This window comes from Streptomyces sp. NPDC043876 (genome assembly GCF_056435825.1).
Window position 1 is genome coordinate 192,571 of record NZ_JBWKDV010000006.1, and the last position, 12,332, is coordinate 204,902.

The window sequence follows — 12,332 nt, forward strand, 5'->3', positions numbered from 1 at the left end:
CATGGACGATCAGCAGTCGGGGGCAGGCTACGAGGCCGAGTCCGGGGCGGCCATTCTGTACGTCTTCGGGCGCCAGCTGAAGCGGTTCCGGGAGTGGGCGGGGCTGGAACGGGCGGAGTTCGGGGCGAGGACGGGCTACTCGGCGTCGACCATCGCGGCGTACGAGCAGGGGAGGCGGATCCCGCCCCCTAAGTTCATCGACCAGGCGGATGACCTGCTCGGGGCGCGCGACATCTTGAACGAGATGAAGGAGGAGGTCGCGCGGGCGCAGTACCCGGCGTTCTTCAGGGGCGCGGCGAAGCTGGAGAAGGAGGCGGTGGAACTGCACGTGTACGCGGTGCAGGCGGTGCCCGGGCTGTTGCAAACGGAGGAGTACGCGCGGGCGGTGTTCGCGATGTGGCGGCCGTTGTTGGATGAAGCGACCATCGAGGAGCGGGTCTCGGCCCGACTGGCTCGCCAGGCCATCTTCTCCCGGATGCCGATGCCCGCCATCAGCTTCGTGATCGAGGAGTCGGTGCTCAGGCGGCCACTTGGCGGTCCGGGGGTGATGAGTGGACAGCTGGAACAGATCTTGCTGTCCAGCCAGCGCCGCAATGTTGCGATCCAGGTCATGCCGACCGAGCGGGAGGAACATGCAGGGCTGGCTGGTCCGTTCAGCTTGATGGAGATCAAGGATGGGCGGAGGATCTCCTACACGGAGGTGCAAGGTGACAGCCACGTTCACTCGGAGCGTGGCAAGGTGCGGGCGTTGGAAGTTGCCTACGGCATCATCCGGGCACAGGCTCTCACACCGAGGGAGTCACAGGCCCTGATCGAGAAGGTGCTGGGAGAGAGATGAGCAAGGTAGCCGCTGACCGTTTGCCGCAGGGCTTGGCGTGGTTCAAAAGCAGTTACAGCGCGGGGAACGGCGGCGAATGCGTGGAGGTAGCGAATGCCGTCGGCTCGGTCCACGTCCGAGACTCGAAGAACAAGGCCGGGGCCATGCTGAGCTTCGACGCGGAGCAGTGGGCGAAGTTCGTCGCCTTCACGTCGCACTGACCTGCACGGCAATGCGGGCCGCACCAACCTCCGTTGGCGCGGCCCGTTCGTCTCTCTACGCGTCAGCCTTCACAGGCGGCGTCCACCGGCCGGCGGCAACCTCCGCGTCAAGCCGAGCGGAGAAGTGCGCGTGCGCGGCCCGCATCTCGGTCTCCCGGTCGGCCTTGTAGAAGGGTGCTGCGTACCCTTCGGGCGGCGGGACGCTGGCCGGGTTGTCCAGGTAATCGAGGAGCGCCGGGTAGGTCTCCTTGGTCTGGCCGTGCCCGTAGGTGTTGTGATTGCGCGCGACCTTGCGGCCGTTCGCGTCGAAGTACATCTCCGCTTCGTAGTCGGAGAGGACGGGGTAGCGGGACTTGTAGATCGCGACGAGCTGATCGGCGGTAATCCCGAGCCACACGGCCACGAGGGCGTCGAGCTCGACAAGAGCCGCCCGGCGCTCGTGTTCGATCCGGAGGGGGCTGGCGTACTCCCACTCGCGTGTGAGGTGACCAGCGAGCGGCGCAAGGCTCGGCCATGCATGGGCCCACCCCTCGTAGCCCTGCCATGTGTCATGGAAGAGCTCTTCCCAGAGGGGCGCGTAGGCGGCGGTCAGACAGTTGAGGCGCAACGTACGAAGGAGGAGGGGGGCGGCGAGAGGGTGGTCGGGTGCCGCAGTAGGCATTTTGTGGGCTTCGGCTACCTGGAGGTGTGAGCGCCCGGTGATACGGAGGAGATAGTCCAAGGGGAGGGAGGCCCAGAAGCCGGCGTTTAGTGCCGTGTTGCGGTTGTCGATCAATGCCATGGATTGCACCGTGTGAACGTGTGCGGGGCCAGGCGGGACGATCGCGGCGAACAAGCTGCGTTCGGTATCGAATGGAATCATGGCCCGCCAGGCAAGGCGAAAATACTCAGTGTATGGGCGGCTGTCCCAGCGGTCCTGAACGGAGATATAGCGGTCAGATTCGCAGGCTCGAATATAGTTGGTGCGAGGAATGTTGTTCGTTGGAAGGATTTTGAGGTCGAAAGCCGCCCAGTCGAGGTGGCTTTTGCAAGGAATCTTTGGCTGCTTGACGAATGGGGTCGAAACTCCCAGGTGAGGGCCTTGCATGATGACGTCGGACAAGGATTCGGGAATGCTTGTCGAATGTTCGTACAGCCCAAGTTTCTTGGTCGCCAAGTTCTCAAACATTCCGATGGTGATTCTCGGCTCGTGAGACCCAAGGCGATCCTTGATGGTCGAGAGCGTGGAGATGGCAGCCTCTTCGGCACTGGTGACAGGGGTGAGTAGGGGGGTTTGGTCAACCGGTGACGTGCTGACGCCTGACAGGTGGCGCCACTCTTCGAGGCGTTTTAGGTCAACCTGGATGAGTCGGTCTGAGTGGGGTCGAATATCCCAGTCGCCACGGTACTTGATGCCAGGGAGCTCACCGGTGCCGTCGTGATTGAGTGATCCCGCTAGAGCCTGTGCGTCGTATAGTTGGCTGACGTGTAGAAAATTAACCTCTTGGGGGATTCCGTAAATGTGCAGGCCAAATCCCGTGGTGTGGCCAACTGGGTGGGGAAACGCCCAGTTCTTTCCGTTTACGAATCCCGCGTGCAGGCGGAGGTGTCCGTAGGTGGCAGCGCGGAGGCGTCCCTCTTTTGAGCCGCCGAAATGAGTGTCAGGATGGATTAGCCCAGCAATGCCATTCCGGCCTGTGTGGTCCCATACCTGGCTCATGAATGCGCGGTAGAGATTAGGGCGCGTTCCGGCGATAATAGAGTACGTGGCTGGGCTGCTTAGGAATGCGACGGACCCCATGGTGGCTGAGAGTTCCTCCAGCATGTACGGGAGGTTGTGCTTGTGCAGGATTTCCGACTTCCGAGCGCTCCACTCGTCCATATCCGGCTTCGCGACGAGTTTGAACCACGGTTCCAGCTCTGCCAGAACTGTGTCCTCCTGCCAGTCTGGCCGGACCCACGGAGGGTTACCCACCTGCAAGTCGTAGCCGCCGTGTACGAAAATCTGGGCGTACTCCAACTCCCAGTGGAAGAATCCTTGCTGTGCGGCGATGTCCATTGACTGGGCCGCCCAGGGGAAGCGGGACTCCAGCCAGTAGGAGCGGTCCATACCCATGAGGTCCGGGAGGGCGTCCTCGTATGGGGTCAATTGCGTCAGGGACTCGAACGCGGCGACCAGCGACTCCGATGGGACCTCCTGGGTGCCCAGCAGGGACTCCGCGAAGTCGAGCCAGTCGTCCAAGTTTGCCAGGGGGATCACCGCGCGGCGCTGTTCGGTGATGGCTTCCTTGCGGCGGCCCATACGGCGCTTGGCCACATCATCCTGGGTGAGGGAGAGCTGCTTGGTCTCGGTGCCGAAACCGGGGAGGGCGTCTTCCTCCCAGGACATCAGGACGCCGGCGATATCGTCGTCCGCGTCCGATACAGCCACTTCGTATGCCGCCGACTGCTCCGCCAGCTCCGCTGCGTGGCGGTATCGGGGGTTTGTGCCGTCGAGGAGGGAGACTTCCTGGACCGGCCAGAACCAGAGGGCGCACCAGGCGTCCATCAGCGTCCTCAGTCGCCAGTACGGGGTGTCAACCGCCTCAAGATCCGCCAGGACATCCTCGCGCTGGAGCGCTTCCTTCGGCTGGCGGAGCCACTCCGGCTGGGCTCCCCAGACGTCGATCTTGCGGCTGATGTCGCGCTCGGAGATCTCCAGGCGGCGGACCACCAGCTGCCACAGGTACTCCGCCCGGCGGGCCAGGCCCTGGAGGCGGGTCGTCTGCTTGGCGTTCGGGGACTTCGTGATCGCCTTGCGCCAGGCGGCCAGGGCTTTCGCTTCATCCGGGGCGAGGGCCTTCGCTTCCTTCTCGGCGGCGACCGCGCCCCACTCCTTCGCAGGGAGGAGGAAGTGGTGGACCGAGCCGGAGGGGAGGCCCGAGGCGGCTTCCGTGAGGGGGAAGCGGTCCGGGGTGGTGCCCAGCCAGCCGCCCTTCTTCAGGCGCTCCGCGGAGTAGATCTCGCGGCGGCCGCCGATCAGGGAGTTGCCGCGGCGCAGGTGCAGACCGAACCAGGGGGCCTCCATACCCGGGTGCATGGTGTTCAGCCACAGCGAGACCTCCGCCAGCTCGACCGCCGTCGAGTTGAGGTCCACGCCGTACGAGTTGTGCAGCGCGATGTACGCCTTGGCCTTCTGGAGCTCCATCGGGTACTGCTCGGTGTCGATCGCCTGGCCGGTCTCGTCCTGACGGCGGCGGAGGTACTCCACAGCTACCTGGTTGATGGCCTCGTTCAGGAACGCGCCCGAGCCCAGGGCCGGCTCGCAGATCTTCCAGTCCAGGAGTTCCCGGGCCTCGGTGACCGTGTCGTCCTGGTCCAGGCGGTGCTGGAGGGCGAGCTGGACCGTGACCTTCGTCAGGGATTCCGGGGTGTAGTACGAGGCCGAAGTCTGGCGGTCGCGGCCCGAGAGGCGGTAGACGAACGCACCCGGGCGGTAGCGGACCCGGACATCGGCGCCCGTCTCCTCGTCGCGGCGGCGGACGAAGACCGCGTCCGCGTATTCGTCTGCCTTCGAGGCCGGGACCAGCCAGGAGCCGTCCTTCGGGTCGCCGTTCTTCGCGACCTCGTACAGCTCCTCGCCCGCGATGAAGCCGGCGTAGGACATCAGTCCCTCGTACACAGCCCCCAGTTGGTTGATGCCGAGCTGCGCGTAGGAGATGAAGCCGCCGCGCTCGCCCTTCTTGCCGCGGGTCAGCATCAGCTTCCGCAGGACCTTGTACAGGGTCGCGTTGCGGAGCCGGGTGTCCAGGTACTGGGGCTCGCCGTCCGTGTCCTCGTCGTGGCGGGGGTCGCGTACCGACGCCGCTCCGATCAGGCGGATCGATTCCGGCTCGAAGAGCTTCGAGTGGAGGGGCTCGAAGCGGAGACCGATGTCTTCCGATTCCTTGACACCGACTCCGTGCGTGCGCCTCGGACGGTATCCCTCCTGGACCTTGCTGAAGAGGAGGTCCAGGGACTCGTACAGGTAGACACCCTCGCGGGCCTTCTCGCCCACCAGGTCCCGCTCCGCGACCAGTTCGCCGAGGCGGCCCAGGCCGTACCCCTGGTGGTACTCCGGGTAGTCCGAGGGGAGGATGCCAAGCTCGGGGCGGGCCTCCGCGTAGAGGAGGAACAGGATGCGGTACAGGTAGCGGAGCGACTCGCGGGTGAGCTGCTGGGAGAGCTCCGGGAGCTCCTTCACGTCCTCCAGGTGGACGCCGTCATGGCTGGTGATCCGTTCCAGGACCTCGTTCGCAATGAGTTCCACCGATTCGCGCAGGCCGTCCCGGAGTTCCGACGAGACACCCACCGCGTGCTTCGTCGACTTGTCGACGAGCCCGGCCAGGGGGTTCTCGCCGCCCTCCTCCGGGGTGCGGAGTGAGTCCGCTCCGAACAGGGCCGCCAGGGTGTCGAGTTCCTGGCCGTCCTTGATGTTGTTGCGGTCCAGGGCGGTGTCGAGCGAGGCTGCCAGGTAGCGGCCCTCGCCCCATGCGGCCCGGTCCGCCAGGACGATCACGCCGCCGGCCAGCAGGAGGACGTACCGCGGTGCGTCCTCGCTCGCGAAGAGGAAGGAGGCCAGCTTGGAGCCGGTACGGAGGGAGGTGGAGGCATCGAGAGAGATGGGGGTGAGGAGGCGGCCGGGGCCCTCCGGGTCCAGGGCCCCGTCCGGTTCGGCCGCCCAGCCGCAGTCGACCGCCACCAGACCCGTTTCGGCGTGTGCCACCGGGATCTCGTACGTGTGATCCGCGCGGGTCACCGTCAGGGTCTGCGGCTTGGCGTCGTAGCCCAGGGAACGGAGGACCGAGGCGTTGAGTGAGGCAGCACGCTCACGCCAGTCCGGGGAGTCGTACGTCGTTGCGTCGTCGGCGGTGCCCGCCGCCTCCGCGAAGAAGGCACGGGTCCGGAAGTAAGGGCGGCGCAGGCGGCGCAGGCCCAGGCGGGGAGTGACCGGCATAGCCTCGGAGGGCGGTTCCTGTTCGGAGGAGTCGGAGGACTTCGCCTCCTCCTCGCGGGTCTTCCAGGCGGCCAGCAGGCCGGACTTGAGATCCTTGGGGAAGACCTCGGCCAGGTAGTGCGCGGAGAAGTACTCACCGCGGTTGACCAGGGAGTCGTACGTCATGGAGATTCTCCTAGGCCTGTGCGGCGGAGCCGTGGGCGGAATCGAGGACGGCCAGTACGCGCAGCATCGGGCGGCCCGTCGTCAGCAGGGAGTCGGCGAGGCGGGTGAGGTCGTCCTTCGTCTCCTCGCCCGCCAGGGTGGGCTGTTCCCACTTGCCCAGCCGCAGCCGGTACTCCTCGATCGGGGCGAGGAGGGCCTTGTCCCAGTCGGAGCTGTGCCGAGAGAGGAAGGCCTCGGCTGTCTCCAGGGCCGCCGGGATGCCGGCCCGCAGGGCGTCCAGGTCGTGGCGCTGCAAGGGGTTGGCCATCGTCGGGCCGATGCCCGCCTGGCGCAGTATCCCCACCATGTCGTCCGTGACCTCGTCGCCCGTGACGGCCATCCACTTCACGACCGTCGGGCGGCCCAGCGCGTTGGAGTAGATGCCCTGTACGAGGTACACGGGGGTCTCGACGTCGGCCGTGATGACCGGGGCCTCCTGGCGTCCGAGTTTCACCAGGACCTTGTCGGTCAGCCACTCCACCACCGGGTGGAGGTCGGTGAGCAGGGAGATCTCAGGCCAGCTGGAGGCGCCGGACTCGCGGGCCCGTACAAGGGAGCGTTCGGCCAGCTTGCGGTTGAGGGTGACCAGCACTCGCTCGCTCAGGCGTTGCTCGCGGCGGTAGTCGGGCGGCAGGGCCTTCAACCGGTGCACCAGGTCCACCGGAGGCTTGAATGAGATCAGGCCGTTCTCGGGGTCGCGGTCCATGCCGAGGGTCTGCTGGGCGTCCGGGTAGACCTCCCGGACCGCCTCGTCGACGAACTCGCGCGTGGTCGTGAAGAGACGGGGTACGTCCGCCTTCGGCGGGGCCGAGGACTCGTCCGACGCCGTCTCCTCCGAGGCGGCCTCGGCGGCATCGTCCACCTGGGCGAAGAAGTCGGCCAGGAAGTCGTCGGCCCCGCCCGCTTCTTCGGCGGTGTGCTGGAGGGACTCGTCGACCGTACGGCCCTTGAGCAGGTCCTGGATCAGCGACTTCTCCTCGGCCTCCGCGCGGTACAGGCCGGAGACCGCCTCCGCCGTACCGAGAGAGCGGTGCGCCTCGTCCTCGCGCTCCAGGAGCCGCTCGGCCACCGTACGGTCGTCCTTCGCGCCGTCGACCTCGCTGGTCAGGATCAGGGCGCGGAACTGCGGCTTGTGGGTCTGGCCGTAACGGTCGATACGGCCGTTGCGCTGTTCGATGCGGATCAGCGACCACGGGACGTCGTAGTGGATGAGCTGGTAACACTGACGGTGCAGGTTGACACCCTCGGAGGCCACATCGCCGGTGAAGAGGATGCGTACGGGTGCGTCGGCGAGGCCGAAGTCCTCCACACACTGCATCTGCTGCTCGTCGGAGAGTCCGCCGTGCATGACCCGGGCGGCTTCGTCCAGGGCCTTGCCCTTGAAGCCGAGGGCCTCCGGTACGGCGGACCGCAGCCACTCCAGGGTCTGGACGCGCTCGGAAAAGACCACGACGCGAGTCTCGCTGCGCGGTCCGACGCCGATCTCCTTCAGCTGCTCGACGAGGGCGGTGAACTTGGCCGAATCCTGATCGGTCAGGCCGGCCGTCAGCTCCCGGAGCCGGTGGAGAGCGGACAGCTCGGCGCCCGTCGCCTTCGGGTCGTCCTTTCTCTCCAGCGTCTTGATGCGGGTCTCGACCGTCGAGCCCAGGGCGGCGTGCGAGGAGAGGAAGGACTTGAGCAGGGTGTACGGGAAGAGCGGGACCTCGCTTACCGAGCGGCTCTCGGCGGGCAGCCAGACCTGGGTGAGTTCCTCGAAGATCTTCTCCTCGGCCGGGGTCGCAGCGCAGTGCACCGACTCGGACGGGCCGCGGTCGGCCCACTGGCCGGACATCTTCTCCCGGACCTCGGCGCTGACCTTCGTACGCCGGATGAACAGGTGCTTGATGTCGTCGGCCGAGTAGCGCTCGGGGTCGCGGATCGCCGCCGGGTCCAGGAGGGCGATCAGCTCGGCGAAGGAGCGCGCGTTGCCGTTGTGCGGGGTGGCGCTGGCGAGGATGAGGGCGTCGGTCTGCGGGGCGAGCAACTGGGCGAGCTGGTTGCGCAGCGAACCGCGGTTGATCAGGTTGTGCGACTCGTCGATGACGACGGCGTCCCACCGGATGTGCTCCAGGTGGTGCTTGTACTGATCGGTGTTCTTGAGGGTGTCGATCGAGACGATCACGCGCTTGAAGAACGTGAAGGGGTTGCGGCCCGCCGGGATCTCGCGCTGGATCCGCTCGATCCCGGCGGAGTCGAGCCGGATGAGCGGAATCGCGAACCGCGTCCACAACTCGTGCTGGAACTGCTCCAGGACGTGCTGCGGGGTCACGATGAGGATGCGCTCGCCCCGACCGCGGCGGATCAGCTCCGCGAGGGTGAGTCCGATCTCCAGGGTCTTGCCGAGGCCGACGACATCGGCGATGAGCATGCGGGGGCGGAGGTTGCGTCCGGAGAGCGCGAGCTGCGCCGGCCGTTGCTGGTAGGGGAGGGGGTCGAGCAGGAAGCTGTCGGCGAGGGCCAGCCCGCGCTCGGACTGGGGCAGCGGGGTCTTGCGGAGGATGGCTTCCAGGAAGAGCCGGCTGCGGCGGAAATTCGGGGATTCGTCGCTGATCAGGGTGGTCTTGGCGGGGTCCATCAGCTCGATGCCCGGCTCGCCGTCGCGCGTGCGCTCCAGACCGGTGAAGAACACGGCCTCCTGGTCGCGGACGAACTCGGAGATCCCGACGGCTTCGATGCGGTCGCCGTCGTGGTCGGTCCGGGTGACGTTCTTGACCAGCCATTCCTCGTCGCGTACGACGATCTGGGCCCCGGGCGGCAGACTCGTGCCGGTCTCGCCCTGGCCGGGTTGCGGGCTGGACTGAAGGGCGGTCACCCGCGGTACCTCCTGGTAGCTGCTGAACTGTGTGGATCTTTATGTGCCCTATGGCCCGGGAAAAGGGGCGACGGTCACTACTGCCCCGCCCCACCCTCGGGCATCGGGGCATCGGGGCACGGGCCGCGGACCGGTCAGAAGGCCGCTGTCGCCGCGTACGTCTCGCGTAGCTGGGTCGCGATCCGGCGCGCGGCGGCCGAACGGCGCGGACCGGCGGGCGGCGAGGGCTGGGGTCCGGATTCCGGCTTCGGTTCGGGTCCGGGCGCCGACTGCGGTGCGGGTACGGCCGCAGGTTCGGAGTCCGGGGTGTTCACCGGGAGCGTGGGGGTGTAGCCCGGCGGGTGAGCCGGGCTGCCCTGCTGCGGCAGTGGGACGGTTGGCGCCGTGGCCTCGGGGTTCGGGCCCGGGGCCGGGAGAGTCGTAGCCTCCGCGAAGGCCGGGAGCTCGGCCGTCGGCGGGACGAGGACCGGCACCGGAGCGGGCTCCGCCGGTTGGTACGCGACGGCGGTGAGGGAGGTGAGCTGCCGCCGGGCCTGGGCCACGGTCACCCCGTGTGCCTTGATGACCGCCACGCACTGGGCGACGACCTCGCCCATCGTCGGCCGGTCCTGCTGTGCGTACTGGAGCATGGACGAGAAGAGGCCGACCAGTTCTTCGGGGGCGCCGGACAGGTCAGGGGCTTTGGCGGGGTTGATGATCTGGCTGAACAGCACCTGCATGTGGCCGGCCTGATACGGATAGTGGCCGGTGGTCATGAAGAGCAGCACCGCCCCTAGCGCGTACACGTCGACCGGGGCCGTCAGCGGCTTCTCGCCGTTGGCCTGCTCCGGTGACATGCAGGCCGGGGTGCCCATCACCATGTTCGGGGCGGTGAGCGAGGCGCTGGATTCGGCGAAAACGGCGAGGCCGAAGTCGATGATCTTGGGCCCGTTGGGGCCGAGCAGGATGTTCGCCGGCTTGAGGTCCCTGTGTAGCAGCCCCTGCCCGTGGACTCCGGCCAGTGCCTCGGCCAGGGTGGCTCCGAGCGAAGCAGCCGCGAGAGGCGAGAGGACACCCCGGGTATCAAGCAGCCGACGCAGGTCGGGGCCCTCCACGTACTCGGTCGCGAGCCACGGCTGCTCCGAATCCGTGTCCGCCTTCACGAACGCGGCGACGCGCGGGCCCCAGACCGTCTTGAGGACCTCGATCTCCTGGGCGAATCGCTGGCGCGTCTCCGAATCGACGACCGTAGGCTTGATCACCTTCACCGCGACGGCTTCGCCCGCAGCGGACTCGCCGAGGTAGACCTGGCCCATGCCGCCGTGGCCGATCCGTCCCAACAGCGTGAACCCGCCCAGCTCGGCCGGATCGTCCGGGCTCAGCGGTGTTGTGTGCACTCTGGTCCTCACCTTGAAGCTCTGCGATCGTCGCGCGCGTACGCGCCAAGGGTATCGGCGGTGTGCGAGGTATGGCCCGGTCCGGGTGCAGGCCCAGCGCCTTGGCCGGATACAGCCCCTGGGTCGGAGAATCCCGGCGCAGCCCCAGCGGACTCTGTGACTCGTCGGTGTGATCAAGATCGATGTGATTCGGTCAAGTACTTTCGTTTCTGCCGATCATGGGCTCAGGCCCAGGAGAATGACCGACGATGGACGTGACTGCTCCCCAGCCCGAAGGCCAGGCCGACGACTGGGGGGCGTTTCACTCACCTCACCGCCTCCCGAGGGTGCTGCTCTACCAGATCTGGCGTTCACTCTTGCGAAACGCGGCGTCCAGATCGAGGAAGGGACTAGCTTCGGAGTGAGGGACGGCTGCGGCTTCCCGCGTCGGAGCGGTTTGCGACGCGTCCTTGACGCTTGTACCCGCAGCCGCCTCACTCTGACTGCCTGGTGTGTCTTTGACCTGCAGTTTCTTCCGACGTCTCGAGGTCACCCTGTCCTCGATGACGCACCACGTCGGGTGCGTCGCGATCCTGGAGCCGGCCAAGGCGGACACCGGCGTCTGAGCTGTTGTGCAGGGCGGCGGGCGTGGGGTGTGCCGTGCGCGTTGCGGGCGATGCCTTGACTGGCCGTCCGGCGGGGAAGGGCGCGTCCCGCAGCAGGTCGTGATCCTGCTGCGGGACGCGCCCTTTCCGCGCCGTGCCCTGACTACACGCCGAGGACGCCCTGCTTCTCCAAGGACTTTCGCAGCGCCCGCACGGCGTAGAACGCGCGGCTCTTGACGGTGCCGGGCGGGATGCCGAGGTGCTCGGCCGCCTGGGCCACGCTGCATTCCAGGGAGTACATGAGGCCGATGACGGTCCGGTGCTGTTCCTTCAGCTCCCGTAGTGCCTCATGCACCGCGTGGGAGGTGATCGTCGACTCCGTGCAGTCCCAGGAGGTGTCCAGGTCCTCGACCGGCATCAGATCCAGTGGCCGGACCTGCCGGGCCCGGTGGTGGTCGATGACCAGGTTCCTGGCCACGGTGAACAGCCACGGCCGGACGTGTTCGCCGCGGGCGCTCAGGAGCCGGGCGTGTTTCCAGGCGCGCGCCGCGGTCTCCTGGACGATGTCCTCCGCCCTGTGCCAGTCACCGTCCAGCAGCCGCGCGGCGTACCGGACGAGCAGAGGGCCGTACTGCTCGTAGACGTCTCGTATGAAGGTGTCGCAGTCGGCGTCCGAAGTGGCGTGCCGGACGTGTGCCCGAGTCGGAGCGAGGGGGGCCGTCCCCGCCTGAGTGGTCCCGTTCATGGGTGGTGCCCCATTCTGTTCGAGTGTTCCGTGACGTGCCCTCCCACCTGCGTGGGTGAGTCGCTCAACACTCGACGGACCCCCTTCGCCCGACCTTGTCGTCACCTTGTCGCGCCGCTCAGCTGACGAGGACCCGTTGTCCCCCCTGCGCGGCGACGGGTGCTACCAGATCCTGATCCTCGTGATCTTGTGGATGGGAGCGTCGGTGGCAGTCCAGAAACTCCACTTCTCGATGGTCCCGCTGGTTGCCGGCGCCCCCAGCCTCGGCACGTACTCCACCGTGATCTTGTTGTTGCCGGTCCAGATCTGGTCCACGCCGTAGATCGCCACGCTCTGCGCGCCCGCGTTGGCGAAGCAGAGGGAGCCGCCTGCGTTGTGAACCGTCAGGTAGCCCATTTCATTGCAGCCGACGCGGTTGATGGCGGACGCGGACGAAGCGGGCAGCACGACGGCCAGGGCTCCGGCCGCCGCGACTACCGCGAGGCGTGTGATGAAGCGCTTCACTGGTGAGTTGTTCCTTCCGTGGGTGGTGTGGCGCCGCCGAGGGCACAGCACACGGCGGCATCGCAGGGACGCACGG

7 protein-coding genes are annotated in these 12,332 nt (G+C 67.2%); 2 read left to right on the forward strand and 5 right to left on the reverse strand.

Annotation, left to right across the window (positions count from 1 at the left end):
• Position 1 precedes the first annotated feature (1 nt).
• The gene (locus tag AC0693_RS20445) at positions 2 to 838 is read left to right on the forward strand and encodes a helix-turn-helix domain-containing protein (protein WP_478802469.1); all 837 of its coding nucleotides are present in this window, start codon (positions 2 to 4) and stop codon (positions 836 to 838) included.
• Positions 835 to 1,038 (forward strand): DUF397 domain-containing protein, encoded by a 204-nt coding sequence (locus AC0693_RS20450; RefSeq protein WP_478802470.1) that lies wholly within the window; start codon positions 835 to 837, stop codon positions 1,036 to 1,038. Before AC0693_RS20445 ends, AC0693_RS20450 begins: the two co-directional genes overlap by 4 nt.
• 55 nt (positions 1,039 to 1,093) lie before the next feature.
• On the opposite strand, the gene AC0693_RS20455 is transcribed toward AC0693_RS20450, so the two are convergent.
• The 5 genes from AC0693_RS20455 to AC0693_RS20475 form a co-directional block, all read right to left on the reverse strand.
• Positions 1,094 to 6,157 (reverse strand): class I SAM-dependent DNA methyltransferase, encoded by a 5,064-nt coding sequence (locus AC0693_RS20455; protein ID WP_478802471.1) that lies wholly within the window; start codon positions 6,155 to 6,157, stop codon positions 1,094 to 1,096.
• 10 nt (positions 6,158 to 6,167) lie between these two features.
• The gene (locus AC0693_RS20460; RefSeq protein WP_478802472.1) at positions 6,168 to 9,047 is read right to left on the reverse strand and encodes an SNF2-related protein; all 2,880 of its coding nucleotides are present in this window, start codon (positions 9,045 to 9,047) and stop codon (positions 6,168 to 6,170) included.
• Positions 9,048 to 9,181: 134 nt separating this feature from the next.
• A complete protein-coding gene (locus AC0693_RS20465) occupies positions 9,182 to 10,423 on the reverse strand; it encodes a serine/threonine-protein kinase (protein WP_469336769.1) in 1,242 nt (413 codons plus the stop codon).
• Between the two features lie 747 nt (positions 10,424 to 11,170).
• Positions 11,171 to 11,752, reverse strand: a complete 582-nt coding sequence (locus AC0693_RS20470) for a sigma-70 family RNA polymerase sigma factor (RefSeq protein WP_478802473.1) — start codon at positions 11,750 to 11,752, stop codon at positions 11,171 to 11,173.
• 162 nt (positions 11,753 to 11,914) lie between these two features.
• Positions 11,915 to 12,256, reverse strand: coding sequence for a beta/gamma crystallin domain-containing protein (locus AC0693_RS20475; RefSeq protein ID WP_469316633.1), 342 nt, complete (start codon positions 12,254 to 12,256; stop codon positions 11,915 to 11,917).
• Positions 12,257 to 12,332 lie beyond the last annotated feature (76 nt).

Bases quoted from the DNA above. Each gene is read 5' to 3' on its own strand.
- AC0693_RS20445 (WP_478802469.1), top strand. From the start codon at position 2: ATGGACGATCAGCAGTCGGGGGCAGGCTACGAGGCCGAGTCCGGGGCG.
- AC0693_RS20450 (WP_478802470.1), top strand. From the start codon at position 835: ATGAGCAAGGTAGCCGCTGACCGTTTGCCGCAGGGCTTGGCGTGGTTC.
- AC0693_RS20455 (WP_478802471.1), bottom strand. From the start codon at position 6,157: ATGACGTACGACTCCCTGGTCAACCGCGGTGAGTACTTCTCCGCGCAC.
- AC0693_RS20470 (WP_478802473.1), bottom strand. From the start codon at position 11,752: ATGAACGGGACCACTCAGGCGGGGACGGCCCCCCTCGCTCCGACTCGG.